General features: G+C 33.3%; 18 protein-coding genes. 15 read left to right on the top strand and 3 right to left on the bottom strand.

Going from position 1 to position 20,324, the window contains the following annotated elements; genetic code table 11:
• The first annotated feature begins 185 nt into the window (after window positions 1-185).
• The 4 genes from DKT72_RS07385 to DKT72_RS07370 all read left to right on the top strand — a co-directional run bounded on the left by DKT72_RS07385 (window position 186) and on the right by DKT72_RS07370 (window position 5,821).
• On the top strand, window positions 186-2,780 hold the full coding sequence (locus DKT72_RS07385) for a beta-mannosidase (RefSeq protein WP_235841637.1): 2,595 nt from the start codon (window positions 186-188) through the stop codon (window positions 2,778-2,780).
• A 259-nt stretch (window positions 2,781-3,039) separates the two neighbouring features.
• On the top strand, window positions 3,040-3,834 hold the full coding sequence (gene ttcA / locus DKT72_RS07380; protein ID WP_111308097.1) for a tRNA 2-thiocytidine(32) synthetase TtcA: 795 nt from the start codon (window positions 3,040-3,042) through the stop codon (window positions 3,832-3,834).
• A gap of 411 nt (window positions 3,835-4,245) precedes the next feature.
• Entirely contained in the window at window positions 4,246-4,974 is a 729-nt protein-coding gene (locus DKT72_RS07375; RefSeq protein ID WP_111308096.1) for a ferritin-like domain-containing protein, read from the top strand.
• Window positions 4,975-5,002: 28 nt separating this feature from the next.
• Window positions 5,003-5,821, top strand: a complete 819-nt coding sequence (locus DKT72_RS07370) for a ferritin-like domain-containing protein (protein ID WP_111308095.1) — start codon at window positions 5,003-5,005, stop codon at window positions 5,819-5,821.
• A gap of 95 nt (window positions 5,822-5,916) precedes the next feature.
• Here DKT72_RS07370 and DKT72_RS07365 read toward each other — a convergent pair whose 3' ends face one another.
• Window positions 5,917-8,550: a valine--tRNA ligase gene (locus tag DKT72_RS07365; RefSeq protein WP_111308094.1), complete on the bottom strand. Its 2,634-nt coding sequence runs from the start codon at window positions 8,548-8,550 to the stop codon at window positions 5,917-5,919.
• 279 nt (window positions 8,551-8,829) lie between these two features.
• Here DKT72_RS07365 and DKT72_RS07360 point away from each other — a divergent pair, with 279 nt between their 5' ends.
• Window positions 8,830-9,255 carry a DUF1573 domain-containing protein gene (locus DKT72_RS07360; protein ID WP_111308093.1) on the top strand — a complete coding sequence of 142 codons (426 nt, stop codon included), beginning with the start codon at window positions 8,830-8,832 and terminating at the stop codon, window positions 9,253-9,255.
• Between the two features lie 54 nt (window positions 9,256-9,309).
• Here DKT72_RS07360 and DKT72_RS07355 read toward each other — a convergent pair whose 3' ends face one another.
• Window positions 9,310-10,650: an aspartyl protease family protein gene (locus tag DKT72_RS07355; RefSeq protein WP_111308092.1), complete on the bottom strand. Its 1,341-nt coding sequence runs from the start codon at window positions 10,648-10,650 to the stop codon at window positions 9,310-9,312.
• A gap of 124 nt (window positions 10,651-10,774) precedes the next feature.
• Between DKT72_RS07355 and DKT72_RS07350 the strand changes: the two genes are divergently transcribed.
• The 4 genes from DKT72_RS07350 to DKT72_RS07335 all read left to right on the top strand — a co-directional run bounded on the left by DKT72_RS07350 (window position 10,775) and on the right by DKT72_RS07335 (window position 14,374).
• On the top strand, window positions 10,775-11,965 hold the full coding sequence (locus DKT72_RS07350; RefSeq protein WP_111308091.1) for a pyridoxal phosphate-dependent aminotransferase: 1,191 nt from the start codon (window positions 10,775-10,777) through the stop codon (window positions 11,963-11,965).
• Window positions 11,965-12,978, top strand: coding sequence for a UDP-N-acetylmuramate dehydrogenase (gene murB, locus DKT72_RS07345; RefSeq protein ID WP_111308090.1), 1,014 nt, complete (start codon window positions 11,965-11,967; stop codon window positions 12,976-12,978). Before DKT72_RS07350 ends, murB begins: the two co-directional genes overlap by 1 nt.
• A gap of 65 nt (window positions 12,979-13,043) precedes the next feature.
• Window positions 13,044-13,574 carry an RNA polymerase sigma factor gene (locus tag DKT72_RS07340; protein WP_111308089.1) on the top strand — a complete coding sequence of 177 codons (531 nt, stop codon included), beginning with the start codon at window positions 13,044-13,046 and terminating at the stop codon, window positions 13,572-13,574.
• Between the two features lie 11 nt (window positions 13,575-13,585).
• Window positions 13,586-14,374 carry an anti-sigma factor gene (locus DKT72_RS07335; RefSeq protein ID WP_111308088.1) on the top strand — a complete coding sequence of 263 codons (789 nt, stop codon included), beginning with the start codon at window positions 13,586-13,588 and terminating at the stop codon, window positions 14,372-14,374.
• Window positions 14,375-14,454: 80 nt separating this feature from the next.
• On the opposite strand, the gene aqpZ is transcribed toward DKT72_RS07335, so the two are convergent.
• Entirely contained in the window at window positions 14,455-15,141 is a 687-nt protein-coding gene (aqpZ, locus tag DKT72_RS07330; RefSeq protein WP_111308087.1) for an aquaporin Z, read from the bottom strand.
• A gap of 141 nt (window positions 15,142-15,282) precedes the next feature.
• Here aqpZ and DKT72_RS07325 point away from each other — a divergent pair, with 141 nt between their 5' ends.
• The 6 genes from DKT72_RS07325 to gap are packed head-to-tail and all read left to right on the top strand — an operon-like array spanning window position 15,283 to window position 20,304.
• Window positions 15,283-15,489 (top strand): membrane or secreted protein, encoded by a 207-nt coding sequence (locus DKT72_RS07325; RefSeq protein ID WP_111308086.1) that lies wholly within the window; start codon window positions 15,283-15,285, stop codon window positions 15,487-15,489.
• Between the two features lie 3 nt (window positions 15,490-15,492).
• Window positions 15,493-16,605: a glycosyltransferase gene (locus tag DKT72_RS07320; protein WP_111308085.1), complete on the top strand. Its 1,113-nt coding sequence runs from the start codon at window positions 15,493-15,495 to the stop codon at window positions 16,603-16,605.
• The gene (locus DKT72_RS07315) at window positions 16,596-17,144 is read left to right on the top strand and encodes an RNA polymerase sigma factor (protein ID WP_111308084.1); all 549 of its coding nucleotides are present in this window, start codon (window positions 16,596-16,598) and stop codon (window positions 17,142-17,144) included. Before DKT72_RS07320 ends, DKT72_RS07315 begins: the two co-directional genes overlap by 10 nt.
• Window positions 17,141-18,355: an Nramp family divalent metal transporter gene (locus DKT72_RS07310; RefSeq protein WP_111308083.1), complete on the top strand. Its 1,215-nt coding sequence runs from the start codon at window positions 17,141-17,143 to the stop codon at window positions 18,353-18,355. Before DKT72_RS07315 ends, DKT72_RS07310 begins: the two co-directional genes overlap by 4 nt.
• A 48-nt stretch (window positions 18,356-18,403) precedes the next feature.
• Window positions 18,404-19,285 carry a lipoyl synthase gene (gene lipA, locus DKT72_RS07305; RefSeq protein WP_111308082.1) on the top strand — a complete coding sequence of 294 codons (882 nt, stop codon included), beginning with the start codon at window positions 18,404-18,406 and terminating at the stop codon, window positions 19,283-19,285.
• Window positions 19,286-19,287: 2 nt separating this feature from the next.
• A complete protein-coding gene (gene gap, locus DKT72_RS07300; RefSeq protein WP_111308081.1) occupies window positions 19,288-20,304 on the top strand; it encodes a type I glyceraldehyde-3-phosphate dehydrogenase in 1,017 nt (338 codons plus the stop codon).
• The last annotated feature ends 20 nt before the right edge of the window (window positions 20,305-20,324 follow it).

Raw genomic sequence — 20,324 nt, 5'->3', positions numbered from 1 at the left:
ACATAAATTTTCAAAAAGACTGTTTTTAAAGAACAGTCTTTTTTGTTTATTTGAATAAATTTGAATTACTTTCGTTTAACCACTTAAATTAAATAACCAACCTAAACCACCAACGTATTGAAAAATTATGCAGGCATAAATTAATAAATTACGGACTATTATCTTTTTTAATCACTACTTGTATATTGAGCTGTAAAGTGTCTTCTGTTTCAGAAATTAAATTAAATGATCATTGGAATTTCAAAAATTCTAAAGACACTTTATGGAATCACGCCACCGTTCCAGGTACTGTTCACACCGATTTATTATATAGTAGAAAAATTCAAGACCCTTATTACAGATTAAATGAACACGATTTACAATGGATTGATAAAGAAGATTGGGATTATGAAACATCTTTTAAACTTTCAAAAAAAGACCTTTCAAAAAAACATATTCAATTAGAATTTTCGGGACTCGATACCTATAGCAACATATATATAAACGATTCATTAGTACTTGAAACAGATAATATGTTTCGTAACTATAAGTTAGATGCTAAAGAATTTTTAAACGTTGGAGATAATAGTTTGCGAATTAGATTTGAATCTTCCATAAACAAAGGCATTAAAAAATATGATGCTCTGAGTTATAAACTATCAGTATCGGATAATGATTTGGCTAAGATAGGTCAAGTAGAAAACGAAAAACAAGTCAGTATTTTTACAAGAAAAGCAGGTTATCACTTTGGTTGGGATTGGGGACCAAGATTGGTCACTTCTGGCATCTGGAAACCCATCACTCTTAAAAGCTGGAATGATTATAAAATTGATGATGTTTTTATTCAACAAAATAATATTACTGACAAAGCTAATATGTCTGCCTTCATTGAAGTTACTGCTTCTCAAGACAAAAAAGCTACTGTTGAAATTGTTGTAAATAATGAGCCTATAAAAACCCTTAACTTACAGTTAACAAGAGGAAAAAACAATCTGAATATCCCTTTTGAAATTGAAAATCCGCAGTTATGGTGGCCAAACGGTATGGGCGAACAAGTTTTATACCATGTTGAAGTTAGACTGACTTCTGACGGCTATATAGATACCAAATCACATAAAATAGGCTTACGAACCATAGAATTAGTTCGAGATCCTGACAAATATGGAACGTCTTTTTATTTTAAAGTCAACGGTTTTCCTGTATTTATGAAAGGTGCTAACTACATTCCACAAGATATCTTTTTGCCTAGAACAAAAAACTCAAATTACGAGCATATTTTGTCTTCAGCTAAAACCGCTAATATGAATATGTTGCGTGTTTGGGGCGGCGGCATTTATGAGAATGATGAATTCTACGAAATGTGTGATGAAATGGGTCTCTTGGTCTGGCAAGATTTTATGTTTGCTTGTGCCATGTTTCCGGGTGATGATGCTTTTCTAAAAAATGTCAAACAGGAAGCTATAGATAATGTAAAAAGATTAAGAAATCATGCGTCTATTGCACTATGGTGCGGAAATAACGAAATTCTGTCCGCATGGGAAAGTTGGGGCTGGAAACAAAACGTTACTGCAGAACAATCTAAAGAAGTTGCAAATACTATTTGGAAAGCCTACGCAGACATTTTCCATAAAATACTACCCGAAGTTATTGTTAAATACGACCCAACACGACCTTATTGGCCCTCTTCACCTGCAAGTGATTTTGGCGAAAAAGAATCCCATGAAAAAGGCGATGCCCATTATTGGATGGTTTGGTGGGGGAAAGAACCTTTTGAAAAATACAACACAGCCATTCCTCGTTTTATGTCGGAATATGGTTTTCAGTCATTTCCAGAATTATCAACGGTAGAAAAATATACGCTTCCTGAAGATCATAACATATATTCCGATGTTATGAAATCGCACCAACGCTCTAGCATCGGCAACGAAACCATTGAAGATTATATGCTTCGCTATTACAAACGCCCGAAAAATTTTGAAAATTTCTTATATGTCAGTCAGTTGCTGCAAGCGCATGGCATACAAGTGGGCATAGAAGCACACAGACTAAACAGAGACCGCTGCATGGGCAGTTTGTATTGGCAAATTAACGACTGTTGGCCTGTGGCTTCCTGGTCTAGCATCGATTATTATGGAAAATGGAAAGCCTTGCATTATACCGCAAAAAAATCTTTTGAAAATTTTTTAATCAGTTTTGAAGATAAAGGCGGAAATATGGATGTATTTGTAGTTTCAGATTCACTAAAACCAATAAATGCCCAATTAAAAGTTAGTGCCATTGATTTTGAGGGAAACGTTTTAAATCATCATGAGCAAGATATAGTCGTTGAAGAAAATCAATCAAAAAAATACATAAGTTTATCAAAAAAGGACTTTTTAAGGATCGTTGATTCTACAAATGTTTTATTACATGCAGCATTGATAAATGCCACAGACGGCAAAATCATTACTAAAAACACGTGGTATCTAACTGCTTTTAAAAACCTAAATCTCCCAACACCAGAGCTAATATACACCATAACCGAAACCAATGACTATTTTGAAGTCATATTAAAAACCAAAAAACTAGCGAAAAATGTATTTTTAGCATCGGGTTCTAGTAATAATTTCTCTGATAATTATTTTGACATGCTACCCAATACCGAAAAAACGGTCAGCATTAAAAAAACAGAATCAGAAACGTTGGAATCGTTTACCGAAAAATTAAAAGTAATCACGTTGGCAGATACTTACAATGATTCTGAAATATCGTTATTGAAACGGCTTACTAATATGTTTAAAACGACGTTTGGTAACCGTTAACATTATCTAATGTCAGTTCGAGTGATTCGCCAAAAGCGAATTGTATCGAGAACTAGTTTAAAATTTGTCAATTCGAGTGTTTTTTGTGAAGTGTAACGGAATAAAAAATGTATCGAGAATCATTATTAATTGAATTGCTATGGTTCTCGATACATTTTTCTATCGAAAATCACTAGAACTGACACTCAATCTTATAAAATTAACAAAATCTATAACACGTTATTTTAGTTCTAACCATCTAAATAGTATTTTTGCAGCCATGGACACTATAAAACAGGTTACAAAAAAATTGCAGCGTGCTACAGCAGAAGCTATTGAACAGTTTTCCATGATAGAAGCTGGCGACCGCATTATGGTATGTCTTTCTGGTGGCAAAGACAGCTATACATTGCTAGATATGATGCTGCATTTCCAAAAAGTGGCACCTATTTCTTTTGAAATCATCGCTGTTAACTTGGATCAAAAACAACCTGGATTCCCTGTTGAAGTCTTACCAAATTACCTGAACAACCTAGGTGTAAACTATAAAATTATAGAGAAAAATACCTATAAAATTGTGATGGAGAAAACGCCAGAAGGCAAAACTACTTGCAGTTTATGTTCCCGATTACGGCGTGGTACGCTTTATGAAGCCGCCAGAGATTTAAAATGCAATAAGTTGGCACTTGGACATCATCGAAACGATATTTTAGAAACCTTTTTCCTCAACTTCTTTTTTGCTGGAAAAATGGAAACCATGCCGCCTAAATTTAAAAACGATGCCGGTGATTTAATTGTGCTTAGACCCTTAGCATTTTGTAACGAAAGTGATATTGAGACCTATGCTACCATGATGCAATTCCCCATCATACCTTGTAATTTATGTGGCTCTCAAGAAAATTTACAACGTAAAAAAGTAAAACAAATGATCGCCGATTGGGAAACTGAATTCCCTGACCGAAACACGATTATGATGCATGCGTTGCAAAACGTGTACCCATCTCACCTATTGGACCACAACATTTACGACTTTGATGCGCTTGAAAGTAAGATTGATGAAACGTTGGTTTCTTAAAATATTCTCAACCATTATTGTTTTATTTTATAGAAATTTTCACCTAACTTGGTTTAACTATTGATATAGATAATTTAAACTATATATCTTAAAAGTTAAACGAGCCCTTAAAATACTTTTAATCTACACTCGCAAAACCAGTTTTCAAAGTTTCAATTTCAGCAAAAGTATACGCTTATTTACGTCCCATGGCAATCTCTTGCTCTGATGCGCCAGCTACCAAACGCTCGTTTGAGAGTTTCTCTTAAAGATATTTTCAAAAAATACTCCATAACACACTGGTTAGCAATTAATTTACATAATTAAATAATTTATTACTTTTTTTAAAACCACTACTTCCTCTTTTTCGTAGGTCTAGTTAAGATGGTCAAAATGGCTTATAAATCGATTGTTTAACTTAACTATTAAATTATGAAAAATAAGATTTTAAAAGTGCACCAACCAAATCAAAAAATTTCTAACGATAGACGTCAATTTTTAAAATTGAGCGGTTTGGCTATGGTTGGTACTGGTTTGCTTTTTGCATGCGACAATGATGATGACAACAATCCTACAATGCCTGGTGTGTTTGATTTAGGAAAAGGCGATCTAGGTGTTCTTAATTATGCCTATGCCCTTGAACAGCTGGAGGCAGATTTTTATACTAAAGTTGTAAATGGTTCGTATTGGGCAAGTGCTTCAAGTATTGAAAAACAAGTATTACAAGACTTATATTACCATGAAGTAAATCATAGAGATTTCTTCAGCGCAGCTATTTCTGCTGCTGTCGGCTCTAATACAGCAGCCAAATTACCTACATTAGAATTTAATTATGGTTCTTTAAACTTTGGAAGTAGAGACCAAGTGTTAGCAACCGCTAAAGTATTAGAAGACACTGGTGTTGCTGCTTACAATGGTGCTGGTAAATTAATTACCGACCCAGGATATTTAGTCATTGCTGGTAAAATCGTGTCTGTTGAAGCAAGACATGCATCTGCTATTAGAACATTGATTAATCCAGGCTCTGCAGATTTTGCTGGAGATGACGTTGTTGATTCTATTACAGGATTGGATAGAGCATTAGATCCTTCAGACATTCTTGCTGCCGTTGGAGATACTGGTTTTATTACCACGAAATTCACAGCAATGAATTTACCTTAATCTAATTAATAACCTTAAAAAAAACATTATGAATATTATAAAATTTTTAGATGAGTTCACTAACGAAAGTATGGTTGAAAAAAAATCATCAAGACGCGATATATTTGGAACATTTGGTTCATTAAGTAAAAAAGCTGCTTTAGCTGCTATTCCTTTTGGATTAGGTTCAACAAAAACTTTCGCTTCAACAACTGCCGTTGCTGCCGATCCTGTTGGAGCCTTACAATTAGCACTTACATTAGAATACCTTGAAGATGAATTTTACGATTTAGCACTTCAATCCGGTGTTATTACAGATGCGAATGTTGAAAAGGTTTATATGCAAATTTCTAAACACGAACAAGCGCATGTTGATTTCTTATTTGCCGGGTTAACACAAGCAGGTGTAACACCCGTTTCAAAACCAGAATTTGATTTTACTGCAGGTGGATTATTTGATCCATTCAACACATCAAATCCAGATGCTTATGCGCAGTTATTAGCATTGGCACAAGCTTTTGAAGATACTGGAGTTAGAGCTTACAAAGGTCAAGCAGGAAATTTACAAGGATCTCCATTTTTAACAGCTGGACTTCAAATTCATTCTGTTGAAGCTAGACATGCTTCTGAAATTAGAAGAATCCGTGGATTGAAAGGATGGATTACAGGAAAAGAAAGAGGTGCTGGTATGCCATCACAAACTCAAGCCGTTTATGATGGTGAAGAAAATGTGATGCAAGGCGGGCTAGATGTTACTACTTTAGGAACGGGCCCTGCTTTTAGTATCAACGCATCAACGGAAGCCTATGATGAAACCCTATCAGGTGATGATGCTGTAGCCATTGCTAGTTTATTTATTGTAGCTTAATTAATTGTTTTTAGCTTTATAAAAAAACTGCTCATTTTGATTTGAGCAGTTTTTTATTATTTTATGCTAAGTGAACTTATTTAAGTTAACAATAATCAATCTAAACTTGCCAAACTTGTTTTCAACGTTTCAATTTTAGCCAATGCATCCGCTTCTTTTTTACGCTCCATAGCGATAACTTGCTCTGGTGCACCAGCTACAAAACGCTCATTAGACAGTTTCTTTTGCACCGATTTTAAAAAGCCTTCCGTATAATTTAATTCTTCGGTTAGTTTTTTAATTTCATCTTCCACATTAATTGAGCCTTCCATAGGTATAAAATACTCATTCGATTTCACCCTAAACGTCAAAGCACCTTCCACTGTTTCAGAAACGTAGTTTATAGCTTCTAAATTCCCTAGTTTCATTATAACGTCATCAAACGTTGTTAGCACTTTTTCATTATTTATGGTTGAAAACGCAATAGCATCTTTAAAAGCGATGTTTTTCTGCTTTCTAATATTTCTAATCCCTGAAATCACTTCTGAAGCGAACTCAAATTCAGTAATTATACTTTCATTTATAGGTTTAGCTTCTGGCCATTTTGAAATAATTAACGCCTCTTCTGACGTTCTTTCAGCAATGTAATGCCAAATATCTTCGGTTAAAAATGGCATGAACGGGTGTACTATTTTTAAATTCTCTTCAAAAATAGCAATGGCACTTTTAAATGTTTTGGCATCAATAGGTTTTTGATATTCTGGTTTTATCATTTCTAAAAACCAACCACAAAAATCATCATAAATCAATTTATAAATAGCCATTAAGGCATCACTCAATCGGTATTTACTAAAATGGTCTTCAATGTCTAGCAATGCTTTTTGGAATTTAGATTCATACCAAGCAATGGCAATGCTACTTGAGTTTGGCTGCGGAATGGTGTCGTCAATATCCCAACCGTCAACCAAACGGTAGGCGTTCCAAATTTTATTCCCAAAACCTTTACCTTGTTGACATAAGGCTTCATCAAACATTAAATCGTTTCCTGCAGCGCTACTTAACAATAAGCCCACACGAACTCCATCAGCACTATAGTCTTCAATTAATTTTAAAGCATCAGGTGAATTACCAAGCGATTTGCTCATTTTTCGACGTTGCTTATCGCGAACCAATCCTGTTAAATACACGTTTTCAAAAGGTTTTTCGCCTTTATATTCATAGCCTGCCATAATCATACGTGCCACCCAAAAGAATAAAATATCCGGGCCAGTTACCAAATCGTTGGTTGGGTAATAATATTTGATGTCTTTGTTTTCAGGATTACGAATACCATCAAATACACTTATGGGCCATAACCATGACGAAAACCAGGTGTCTAGTGCATCGGTATCTTGTTTCAGGTTGTTGGTTGTTAGTTGTTGGTTTTTGGTTTTTTGTATTGCTAAAGCTAAAGCTTCTTCGATAGTCTCTGCTACTACAAAGTCTTCTTTTCCATCGCCATAATAGTAAGCGGGAATTTGTTGTCCCCACAATAACTGGCGGGAAATATTCCAATCGCGGATATTTTCCATCCAATGACGATATGTGTTTTCAAATTTCTTTGGAAACAATTTAATGTCATCATCCTCTAACACTGCTTTTATGGCAGGTTTAGCCAAATCTTCCATCTTTAAAAACCACTGATCTGACAATCTTGGTTCGATGACGGCTTTCGTTCTTTCGGAAGTTCCTACTTTATTTATGTGCGATTCGGTTTTAACTAAAAAGCCTTTATCTTCTAATTCTTTCGTAATTTCTTTTCTAACAACAAAGCGATCTTTTCCTTCATAATGCATTCCGAAACTGTTAAGAGACGCATCTGCATTAAAAATATCAATCACTTCAAGATTGTGTTTATCTCCTAAATTTTTATCGTTTTCATCATGTGCAGGCGTTACTTTTAAACAACCTGTTCCGAATTCCATATCCACATACTCGTCTTCAATAATAGGAATCACACGATTACAAATAGGAACTATGGCTTTTTTGCCTTTTAAGTGTTTAAAACGCTCATCATTTGGGTTGATGCAAATGGCGGTATCTCCAAAAATGGTTTCTGGTCTTGTAGTTGCAATGGTTAATGCATCGTTACTACCTTCAATTTTATAACTTAAATAATATAAATTCCCTTGGCGTTCTTCATAAATCACTTCTTCATCAGACAAGGTGGTTTTTGCTTCCGGATCCCAATTAACCATACGATAACCACGATAAATAAGTCCTTTGTTGTATAAATCAACAAACACTTTGATGACTGCTTCACTCATATCGTCATCCATCGTGAATTTGGTTCGATCCCAATCACAAGAACAGCCTAATTTTTTAAGTTGTTCTAGAATAACCCCACCATATTCATGGGTCCAATCCCAAGCGTGTTTTAAAAATGCTTCACGAGATAAGTCATTTTTGTCAATACCTTGTTCTTTAAGTTTAGCAACTACTTTAGCTTCGGTAGCAATAGATGCATGGTCTGTTCCAGGCACCCAGCAAGCATTTTTACCTTGCAAACGTGCACGACGAATCAATACATCTTGAATGGTATTATTAAGCATGTGCCCCATGTGTAAAACCCCGGTAACATTTGGAGGCGGAATAACAATGGTATAGGGCTCTCTTTCATCTGGCTCTGAATGAAAATAATTGTGTTTCATCCAGTAATCATACCACTTACTTTCTACCTGACTAGCATCATATTTTGATGGAATTTGCATACTTTGGAACAGTTTTTGAATATTGATTTGCAAAAATACTTATATTTACTTTCTTGTGAAAGTAGATGCTAAGCATTGACAAAAAAATGATAATTTTAACTATTACAAAGGAAAAATTAAAACGTATTTCGTCTATTTTTTTTGCATTTTGCAGAAAAAGAAAGTATGTTTACACTATATTAAAGCAAAATCAAAAGATAAACACGTCTATAAATATTGATTAAAAGTAATATTTACACATATTAATAGACATTTAATAAAAATTATAAAAACAAAACCATGAAACATTTAATTACCATTTTATTTATCGGATTAATCAGTTTATCCGTAAACGCTCAAGATAAAGTAGCGAAAATTGATTTTAAAACAGACACTATTGATTATGGTACTATTGAAAAAGGTGCCAACGGTGTTCGCGTTTTTGAATTTACAAATACTGGTGATGCGCCCTTAATTATATCGAATGTAACATCTAGCTGTGGTTGTACGGTGCCAAGTTGGACTAAAGAACCTGTTATGCCTAAAGCAACAGGGAAAATTGAAGTTAAATATGACACCAATAGAGTAAATCCTATTAGAAAAACAATAACAGTAATATCTAACGCAAGCACGCCTACGGTTGCCCTTAAAATTAAAGGTGAGGTCGTTGACACTAAAGACAGTAGTGTTTTAGAGAAAAAAGATAAAAGTGTTGTACAACAATAAACTTTTACTTTTATAAAATAGCAAACGCCTAAACATGTCTGTGTTTAGGCGTTTTTATTTGAATACATCTTCCAAATTAAATTCATACATTTTTTCTATTCCGCCTCTATCTATCTTCAACTTTATTCGTTTACCAATGTCATCATAAAACATATGGGTTAAATCTTGTAATGAGAAATTATAGGTTTGCTTACCATTAATACTTAAGATAACATCACCAACCATTAAGCCAGCTCGTTCTGCTGGAGATCCTTTTCTTAATTCAGCAATAGCATAAGAAGGCTTTAATGATATTTTATAACTGCTGTCAAATATCAATCTATTGAGATTTTCGTCGGAAATATGATTCCCCATTCTACGATCTCTTGAACTGCTGTTATCAGCTTCTTTAACCAACCTAACACCATCATGCACTAACTCTATACCACTTCTATTATAAATAAATTTAGTATTGAAATTAGCATTCTTTTTAAGAGTTATTTTGTTGTTATTGTAGTCCATAATAATATTAAATCGTTTTAAAATATTTCCTGAAATACTGCCGTTTCTATCTTTAAATTTTGTGGCAATAGAAACAGATGCAGAATCTGGAAATGCCACGTTAGCAAGTTTAAACTCAAAATGTTTTAAAGAAAATGCTTCTATTTTTGATCGCTTTCCATAAACACTTCCGCTAAGACCATGTCCTAAAAAATCATCAAAATATTTACCCGTAGAAACAATTCCCAACGAATCGTTTTCGAACAACCACAAGGCATCACTTCCTCCTGAATCTATAAGAAGTTTTACAGGCATGTCTTTATCGTTTATAGTGACATTCGCATTTAAGTATGGTTTATTGTTATAAAATTCCAGATCAAATGCCTCACACTTTTTACACTTTCTATAATTGTAAGCACTTGGTTCTGTAATCTTTAAATATTTTTTAGAATAATTTATTTCTACTATAAAGTCTTTAAAAATATCATAACCAATAATGCCATGAACTGGAACTCCTAGCTTTGGTGCAAAATTCAAGTTAGCACTAAATACGGCGTACAAATCTTGATGCCATTTTATGGCATCACCTATTCTTAAAACGTTATTACTTGATTTTAAAGCCTCAACAGATTCCCCTCCACCTAATCCTTTTAAAAAAATAGTTTCGGTATTTTTTATTCTCAAAGTATCAGAAACGTTTAAAAAATTAAAAATTATAGGTTTACTAACGCCTGTATCCAATAAAAAGGAAAGGGTCACTCCATTAATTTCTACGGGTAGTATAATAACATTGTTTATTAAATTAAATCTTATTTTATCTGACTTATGCTTATTTTGAATCCTAAAGGTATCTTGAGAATGACTGCCCACAGCACAGCATAAAAAACTTAGAATGATGCATGCCCATTTCTTCATAAAACAAGATTAAAGATTTTCATCTATCAATTTACAAATCTTTACTGTGAGTTAACTATTTAGAATTAATTTTTAAAAAAACTTTAAGATAATTTTCTCAACTTTGCACCCTAAATTTTTTTTGATGCCAACTATATCCAGAAAAGGGGAACTTATGCCTCAATCACCCATCCGAAAATTGGTACCTTATGCAGAACAAGCAGTTAAGGAGGGGAAATCTATATACTATTTAAATATAGGACAACCAGATATTAAAACACCTGAAGTTGCTTTAAAAGCCGTAAGGGAAAATACGGTTGAAATATTATCATACTCAAAATCTGAAGGTTCTGAAACTTACAGACAAAAAATCGCCGCTTATTATAGCAAACATAATATACACGTGTCCGCTAAAGATATTGTCGTTACAACTGGCGCCAGTGAAGCAATACTTTTTGTATTTGGAAGTATTATGGATCCTGATGATGAAGTGATTGTTTGCGAACCGTTTTATGCCAATTATATAGCATTTTCTGTAGCATCTGGCGTTCATGTGGTTCCGATAGTTTCAAAAATTGAAGATAACTTTGCTCTACCTTCTATTGAAGCCTTTGAAAAACTTATTACGCCAAGAACAAAAGCTATTTTAATTTGTAATCCCGGCAACCCAACTGGTTATTTGTATTCCAAAGAAGAAATTCAAAAATTAACAGCACTTGTTAAAAAACATGATTTATTTTTAATTGCTGATGAAGTGTATCGAGAATTTGTTTACGATGGGGAACAACATTATTCTATTTTACACGAAGAAGGATTAGAAGAACATGCCATAATGATTGATTCTGTTTCTAAACGCTACAGTATGTGTGGAGCTCGTGTGGGTTGTTTAGTTTCTAAAAATAAGAGTGTCATACAAACCGTTATAAAATTTGCGCAAGCACGCTTGAGTCCTCCAACCTATGCTCAAATTGCTAGTGAAGCAGCATTAGACACTCCTCAAAGTTATTTTGATGAAGTTATTGCTGAATATATAGAGCGTAGAAACACTTTAATTACTGAATTGCAAAAAATAGATGGCGTTAAAGTTACCAAGCCTAAAGGAGCTTTTTATTGTGTTGCAGAATTACCAATAAAAAACTCCGATCATTTTGCACAATGGCTCTTAGAACATTTCGATGTGAATGGAGAAACTGTTATGGTAGCTCCTGCAGGCGGATTTTATTCGACTCCAGGCTTAGGTTTAAATCAAATTAGAATTGCCTACGTATTGAATAAAGAAAGCCTAATAAAAGCTGTAAATATTATAAAAGAAGCTTTAAAAGTATATAAAGATTAATGCAAATCAGCCATAACATATCTTTAAAACCTTACAATACGTTTGGTATTGATGCCAAAGCAAAACATTTTGTTTCTGTATCTAGTATAGAAGAATTAAAAAAGGTTTTAGAACTCACCGAATATCCTAATAAATTAATTTTAGGTGGCGGTAGTAATATGTTACTTACCAAAGACCAAGATTTACTAGTAATTCATATTAATATAAAAGGCATTTCTATCGTTTCAGAAGATACTGACACCGTTTTAGTTAAAGCAAATGCAGGTGAAAATTGGCACGAATTTGTTTTATGGTGTATAAACAAAGATTTTGGAGGTATTGAAAATCTATCATTAATCCCCGGCAATGTAGGCTCTGCTCCTATTCAAAATATTGGTGCTTATGGTGTGGAATTAAAAGATGCTTTTTTTTCTTGCGAGGCAATAGCTTTAGAATCAAAGAAAATAGAAACCTTTACAAAAGAAGCGTGTTATTTTGATTATAGGAACTCTATTTTCAAGCAACAAGCAAAAGATAAATATATTATAATTAATGTGACGTTTAAACTCACTAAGCAAAATCACAAATTGCACATACATTATGGCACTATAGCTTCTGAACTTGAAGGGATGAAAATTAACAATCCTACCATTCAAGATATTTCAAAAGCTGTTATCTCTATAAGAACACAAAAACTTCCCAATCCCAAAGACATTGGTAATAGTGGAAGTTTTTTTAAAAATCCTGTTATAACAAAAACACAGTATCAATCATTATTAGAAAATTTTGAAGACATGCCTAGTTATGCTGTATCTGATACCGAAGTTAAAGTTCCAGCAGGATGGCTTATTGAAAAAGCTGGTTTTAAAGGCAAACGTTTTGGAGATTATGGTGTTCATAAAAATCAGGCTTTAGTACTAGTTAACTATGGAGATGCTAAAGGCTCAGACATATTAAAACTTGCTGAATTAATACAAAAAACCATAAAAAGACTATTTAATATTTCAATTGAAGCTGAAGTAAATATTCTATAATTCAAAAAAAATTCTAAATTTACTTAATTTGCGTTATTTTGAATTTCTTATAAAACACAATTATCTTGATATCAACCATTGAAAAAGAAATAGTTAGTTTACTAAAAAGCGGAGACAAAAAAGCCATCAATTTGTTGTATGAAAACTACTCAGATGCTTTATATGGGGTTATTAAAAAGATTATATCTGATGATGATACAGCCCAAGATGTTCTTCAAGAAAGTTTTGTGAAAATTTGGCGGTATTCAAAAAAGTATGATGCTACAAAAGCTAAACTGTTTACTTGGATTTACAGAATCGCATACAACACTGCTATTGATAAAGTAAGATCTTTAAAAACCAAAAGTGATAACGAAATCCAAATTGAAACTTCATCCGTATATAAGATAACATCGAACGAATTAAATCAAGATGTTTTAGACATAAAAAAACATTTAAATACGCTTGATGAAAAATATCAAATTGTGCTTCATGCCCTCTTTTTTGAAGGTATGACACAGCAGGAAGCCAGTGAAGAATTAGACATTCCTCTTGGTACCATAAAATCGAGATTAAAAATCGGGTTGCGTGAATTGAAAAAAATTTACAGCCCTTAACTAAAAATGTCATGAATGCAAAAACAACTACTTTTTTAAATTCTGGCCTACTAGAAAAATATCTATTGGGAGAGACTACTTCTGCCGAAACAGAAATGGTTGAAACCTATCTTTCAAAATATCCTGAGGTACAGAATGCCTACAACACATTACAATTTAACCTAGAAGTGGTTGCAAAAAGTAATGCTATTGAAGCTCCTAAACACATCTTAAATCATATTTTAGATGAGATTGATGAAACACCTGTTATAAGTATAAACGCTTACAAAAAGTATAAAACTTGGCATAAGCTTGGTGTGGCAGCAAGTATTGCGGCCTTGGCTTTTGCTACTTGGTCTTTTTCACTTTACAATCAAAAAGAAAAATTATCTAAAGAGAACCAAGTGGTTGTGGATGAAATTTTTGATTTAAGAAGTGACATTCAAATGAATAATAAAAAATTGGACGATATTATGCGCCAATTTAAACAACTCAACGACCCTGAAACCTATAAATATATTATAGAAGGAAACAGCCGAGCAAAAAACCTAAAAACCGTTGCATACATCAATGCTAAAGATAAAACGTCTATGATTGATGTGGTATCACTTCCTAAATTACCAGAAGAACAATGCTATCAAATTTGGGCAGAGTTACAAGGCAAAATGGTAAGCTTAGGTATTTTAAGTGAAACAGACAGACAATTAAAAACCATTCCCTATACTGAAAATGCCCTTGGTTTAAATATCACTATTGAACCTAAAGGAGGCAACACTATTGCTTCTTTAGAAAATTCGGTAGCTGAGATTACATTACAATGACAATAGCAAAATCCCTCATAAAAAAGCCTCATTTACGTAAGTAAATGAGGCTTTTTTATGAGGCTATATAATTTATTTAATTATTCTTTATCAAATAAGGTTTTATGGATAAAACCCGCAACAATAGCTCCCGCAATAGGCGCTAACCAGAACAACCAAAGCTGTGCAGTAAATTCGCCTCCAGCAAATAATGCCTGGCTGGTAGAACGCGCAGGATTCACAGAAGTATTTGTGATTGGAATACTAATTAAATGTATTAATGTTAAAGCTAAACCAATAGCAATAGGAGCAAATCCTTTAGGCACTCTTTCATTTGTACTACCTAAAATAACCAATAAGAAAAAAGCCGTTAGTACAAACTCGGCTATTAATGCCGAAGTCATGGAGTATCCATCTGGTGATAATTCCCCGTAACCATTAGCAGCAAATCCACCAATATCTATAAAACCAGATTTACCAGATAAAATTAAATACAATACGCCAGCTGCAGCAATAGCTCCAATTAATTGAGCAATGATGTAGCCCAATAAATCTTTAGCCGGAAATTTTCCTCCCGCCCATAAACCCAAAGAAACCGCTGGATTAAAATGCCCACCAGAAATATGTCCAACGGCATAAGCCATAGTTAACACGGTAAGCCCAAATGCTAAAGCTACGCCTACAAAACCAATACCAAGGCCTGGAAAACCCGCTGCAAAAACAGCACTCCCACAGCCTCCAAAAACAAGCCAAAATGTTCCGAAAAATTCGGCAAATAATTTTTTCATAAAATAAATACTTTAACGGTTAGAAAAATAAATGTACAAATAATTATGTTTTATAAATAGAAAAATCAAAACAGTTAAATCATAATGAAACACATTATCGATTTATAGTTAAAAGCATTATCTTTGTAAAAAAATTAAATAATGAAACTTCTTTTAATAACAATTCTATTATTGGGATTGGGTGTTGCCGGAATTGCCATAAAAATATGGAGCAAAAAAGACGGTAAATTCGCTGGCACTTGTGCAAGTCAAAATCCAATGCTTAACAAAAATGGTGAAGCTTGTGGATTTTGCGGGAAAACGCCTGACCAATTTGCAGATTGCAACGAATCTCAACATTCCAAGTAATATATGACCTTTCTTGATGTTGTATTCTACGCATTTACTGTGGTAGTTTTTATTCAAGTTATTTTTTATATTTTCTTCTTCGGAAAGTTTGCTTTTCTTAAACCAATAAAAAAAAGACGGAAAAATATTGATATATCGGTTATTGTTTGCGCAAAAAATGAAGCTGAAAACTTAAAGAATTTTTTACCTTCTATTATTTCCCAAGAGTATCCTAGTTTCGAAATTGTTCTTATTAATGATGCTTCTTCAGATGACACTCTGGAAGTTATAGAAGCTTTTTCAGAAAAACATTCCAATATTAAAATTGTAGATGTTAAGAATACTGAGGCGTTTTGGGGCAATAAAAAATACGCATTGACTCTAGGGATAAAAGCCTCAAAATACAATCATTTGCTATTTACCGATGCCGATTGTAAACCGCTATCAAAACATTGGATTAAAGAGATGAGTTCTCATTTCAGCAACGAAAAAAGTATTATTTTAGGTTACGGCGCTTACTCTAAAACCAAAAAATCATTTTTAAATAAACTGGTTCGTTTTGAAACGCTGACTACTGCCATTCATTATTTTTCTTTTGCAAATCAAGGAATTCCATATATGGGCGTTGGTAGAAATTTTGCTTATACTAAAGATGAATTTTTTAAAGCCAATGGATATATTTCACATATAAAAATACGCTCTGGAGACGACGATTTATTTATTAATCAAATAGCCTCAAAAACCAATACTGCTATTTGTGTTTCGAGCGAAAGCTTTACAGAGTCGATTCCAGAAACAACTTTTAAAAATTGGTTCAATCAAAAAAGACGACATGTTTCAACAATAAATTACTACAAGCTGAAACATAAAATTTTATTGGCTACTATTTATACGACCAACTTATTATTTTGGCTCTTCCCTTTTATACTTTTAATCAGTTTACACTATTGGCTAATTGTTACTATCTTATTTTTAATAAAACTCATCTTTCAGTATATCATCATTGGAGCTTCCTGTAAAAAACTAAACGAAAAAGATCTTTTGTTACTAATTCCTGTTCTAGAAGTTTTTTTAATTATTTTTCAATTAACTATCTTTATAAATAATCTTGTTTCAAAACCAAACCATTGGAAATAGAAGAAGCTATTAGTCGCGCCAAAAAAAATGACCAGAAAGCATTTAATTTTCTGCTAGATGCTTTTTGGGATGACGTTTATGGATTTCAGCTAAAACGTATTGAAAACGAGAATGATGCTGAGGATATCACCATTCAAACATTCTCACGAGCTTTTGACAAAATTGATACTTTTGATGATTCTTATAAGTTTAAAACATGGCTCATCACCATCTCCAAAAACATACATATTGATTTACTTCGGAAGGAAAAAAATTCTATTTCACAAATTATTTCTAATGACGACAAATCGATTTATCAAATTTTAGATGAATCACCTTCTCCTGAAGACGAACTTATTACAGAACAACATTTAGCAAAATTACTTCGTGATATTAAAAAGCTAAAACCTCATTATCAAGAAATTATTAATTTGCGTTACTTTCAGGAATTAAGCTATAAAGAAATTTCAAAAGAGCTTAAAGAACCTATAAATAATGTAAAAGTAAAATTGTTGAGAGCCAAAAAATTATTGGCAGACGTTATTCAAACCAATCAATGATTACGAAGCTTAAAAATCTTGGCCCTGGCTTATTATTTGCTGGTGCAGCAATTGGCGTATCGCATTTAGTACAATCTACCAGAGCTGGAGCAGATTTTGGTTTGGGTTTAATTTGGTCATTGCTTCTTGTAAACTTGTGCAAATATCCATTTTTTCAATATGGCCCAAGGTACGCAACAGCTACTGGTGAAAGCTTATTGGATGGTTATAAAAAATTAGGTGCATGGGTTTTGATTACCTATTACATTATCACATTTGCTACTATGTTTACTATTCAAACAGCAGTAACCATAGTTACAGCAGGTTTAGCTTCTAGCCTATTTGGTGATTTTATAAGTGTTGAAATCTGGACCATTGTTATCATATTTATCTGTTTTTGTTTATTGATTTTTGGAAAGTACAAACTACTTGATAGACTGATGAAAATTATTGTCATCACTTTAACTATCAGTACCATAATAGCTGTTATTATAGCCTATTTAAACAGTACCGAACATGTATCTCTAATACAAGTACTTCCCAAAAACACCATAGACATTGCTTTTTTAATAGCCTTTATGGGTTGGATGCCCGCGCCTTTAGATGTTTCTGTATGGCAGTCTCTTTGGTCTATTGAAAAAAATAATGACACCAAAGTTTATACCCCAAAGTCCGCTCTATTTGATTTCAATATAGGCTATATAAGCACCATATTTGTTGGAATTGGGTTTGTTCTTTTAGGTGCTTTTGTGATGTTTCATAGCGGACAAACCTTTAGTGATTCAGCAGGACAATTTGCTAGTCAGCTTATAAATATGTACACCATTAACTTAGGCAGTTGGACCTATGTCATTATCGGTATTGCCGCTTTCACAACCATGTTTAGCACCACTTTAACAACACTTGATGCTTCACCAAGAGCCATGGCAAGAACCACAGAATTACTCTTTAAAAAATCCTCATTTTACAATTATACTTTTTGGATTGTTTTATTATCCATCGGAACCATTGTTATTTTTATTTTTCTATCATCTGGCATGGCTATTTTAATTAAAATCGCCACTATTCTTTCTTTTATAACCGCTCCTTTTTTTGCGATCATAAATTATATATTAATCTCAAGTAAACACACTCCTTATGAGTGGCATCTTTCAAAAAAAATGCATGTCTTAAGCTGGTTAGGAATTGTCTTTTTAATAGGTTTCAGTATTTGGTATCTCACTACTTTATAAACCTTTTTTTAAAAGAATACTTTGTATCTTTGTGCTTTATTTTAGAGCATGAATACAGAAACAATTTCTAGCATATTACCAGAAGAAAGACTTCCAAAACCAAAGTGGCTTCGTGTAAAACTTCCAACAGGAAAAAAATATACAGACCTTAGAGGTTTAGTTGATAAATACAAACTAAATACTATTTGTACCTCCGGAAGTTGTCCAAACATGGGAGAATGTTGGGGAGAAGGCACAGCTACCTTTATGATACTTGGCAACATTTGCACCCGTTCATGTGGATTTTGTGGCGTAAAAACCGGGCGACCAGAAACCGTAGATTGGGATGAGCCCGAAAAAGTAGCTCGTTCCATTAAAATCATGAAAATTAAACATGCCGTTTTAACTAGTGTTGATAGAGATGATTTAAAAGATATGGGAAGTATTATGTGGGCTGAAACCGTAAAAGCCGTTAGACGCATGAATCCTGAAACAACCCTGGAAACGCTTATTCCAGATTTTCAAGGTATGGAACAACATTTAGATAGAATTATTGATGTAGCTCCCGAAGTGGTTTCCCATAATATTGAAACTGTCAAACGGTTAACTCGAGAAGTCCGCATTCAGGCAAAATACGAAAGAAGCTTGGGCGTTTTAAAATATTTAAAACAACAAGGACAACGTAGAACAAAATCCGGTATCATGCTTGGTTTAGGTGAAACCAGAGAAGAAGTGATTGAAACCCTTCATGATTTAAAAGCCAATGACGTAGATGTGGTTACTATTGGACAATATTTACAACCAAGCAAAAAACACTTGCCCGTAAAACAATTTATAAATCCTGACCAATTCAAGGAATATGAAGACATTGGTTTAAGCTTAGGCTTTCGTCATGTAGAAAGCAGTGCGCTTGTCCGCTCTTCTTACAGAGCTCAAAAACATATTGAATAACTATGATTCGTGTTGGAATTAATGGCTTCGGACGCATCGGAAGGCGTGTTTTTAGATTACTACAAGATTACAATGACATAGAGGTTGTTGCCATAAACGACTTGTCTGATGTAAAAACACTCAGTCACTTGCTAAAATATGATAGCATTCATGGTATTTTTAATGGAACCATTTCACATGAAGACAATCATATTATTGTAAATAATAAAAAAATTATTTTATTAAATGGCCATCATCCAAAAGATATTAGTTGGAAGTCATTTGATTTAGACTTTGTTATTGAATCTACAGGAAAGTTTAAAACGATGAAAGACCTACAATATCATATTATAAATGGAGCCAAACAAGTAATTTTAAGTGTCCCTCCAATAGATGAATATATTAAAACTATCGTCATGGGTGTTAATGATGATAGTATAGATGGTTCAGAAATCATCATTTCAAATGCATCTTGCACCACTAATAATGCGGCGCCTATGATTGATATTATTAATAAACTTTGCGGCATTAATCAGGCATACATAACAACGGTCCATTCTTATACAACAGACCAAAGTTTACACGATCAACCTCATAGTGATTTACGAAGAGCTAGAGCCGCAGGACAATCTATAGTTCCCACTACAACAGGTGCTGCAAAAGCCCTTACTAAAATATTTCCAGAACTATCAAATGTTATAGGTGGTTGTGGTATTCGAGTTCCTGTCGCTAATGGTTCCTTAACCGATATTACTTTTAACGTCAGAAAAACAGTTTCTATTCAAGATATAAACAATGCTTTTAAGGAAGCTTCCCTAAATAAATATAAAAACATATTAGAATATACTGAAGACCCTATTGTTTCTATAGATATTGTTGGGAATCCTCATTCCTGCATTTTCGATTCACAAATGACTTCTGTAATAGGTAATATGGTAAAGATAATTGGTTGGTATGACAATGAAACAGGATATTCCAAAAGAATCATTGATTTATTATGCAATTTGTCGGAAAAAAATGTTGTTTTATCGATAAAATAATTATATTTGTTAACTATAGT

It is taken from the genome of Confluentibacter sediminis (genome assembly GCF_003258355.1).
In the GTDB taxonomy this organism is placed as follows: domain Bacteria; phylum Bacteroidota; class Bacteroidia; order Flavobacteriales; family Flavobacteriaceae; genus Confluentibacter; species Confluentibacter sediminis.
Note: the sequence above shows the minus strand (reverse complement) of the source record. Positions and strands in the feature narration are given on the sequence as shown.

Coding starts and splice junctions, on each gene's coding strand:
- ttcA (WP_111308097.1), top strand. CDS start 3,040: ATGGACACTATAAAACAGGTTACAAAAAAATTGCAGCGTGCTACAGCA.
- DKT72_RS07375 (WP_111308096.1), top strand. CDS start 4,246: ATGAAAAATAAGATTTTAAAAGTGCACCAACCAAATCAAAAAATTTCT.
- DKT72_RS07370 (WP_111308095.1), top strand. CDS start 5,003: ATGAATATTATAAAATTTTTAGATGAGTTCACTAACGAAAGTATGGTT.
- DKT72_RS07365 (WP_111308094.1), bottom strand. CDS start 8,550: ATGCAAATTCCATCAAAATATGATGCTAGTCAGGTAGAAAGTAAGTGG.
- DKT72_RS07360 (WP_111308093.1), top strand. CDS start 8,830: ATGAAACATTTAATTACCATTTTATTTATCGGATTAATCAGTTTATCC.
- DKT72_RS07355 (WP_111308092.1), bottom strand. CDS start 10,650: ATGAAGAAATGGGCATGCATCATTCTAAGTTTTTTATGCTGTGCTGTG.
- DKT72_RS07350 (WP_111308091.1), top strand. CDS start 10,775: ATGCCAACTATATCCAGAAAAGGGGAACTTATGCCTCAATCACCCATC.
- murB (WP_111308090.1), top strand. CDS start 11,965: ATGCAAATCAGCCATAACATATCTTTAAAACCTTACAATACGTTTGGT.
- DKT72_RS07335 (WP_111308088.1), top strand. CDS start 13,586: ATGAATGCAAAAACAACTACTTTTTTAAATTCTGGCCTACTAGAAAAA.
- aqpZ (WP_111308087.1), bottom strand. CDS start 15,141: ATGAAAAAATTATTTGCCGAATTTTTCGGAACATTTTGGCTTGTTTTT.
- DKT72_RS07325 (WP_111308086.1), top strand. CDS start 15,283: ATGAAACTTCTTTTAATAACAATTCTATTATTGGGATTGGGTGTTGCC.
- DKT72_RS07320 (WP_111308085.1), top strand. CDS start 15,493: ATGACCTTTCTTGATGTTGTATTCTACGCATTTACTGTGGTAGTTTTT.
- DKT72_RS07310 (WP_111308083.1), top strand. CDS start 17,141: ATGATTACGAAGCTTAAAAATCTTGGCCCTGGCTTATTATTTGCTGGT.
- lipA (WP_111308082.1), top strand. CDS start 18,404: ATGAATACAGAAACAATTTCTAGCATATTACCAGAAGAAAGACTTCCA.
- gap (WP_111308081.1), top strand. CDS start 19,288: ATGATTCGTGTTGGAATTAATGGCTTCGGACGCATCGGAAGGCGTGTT.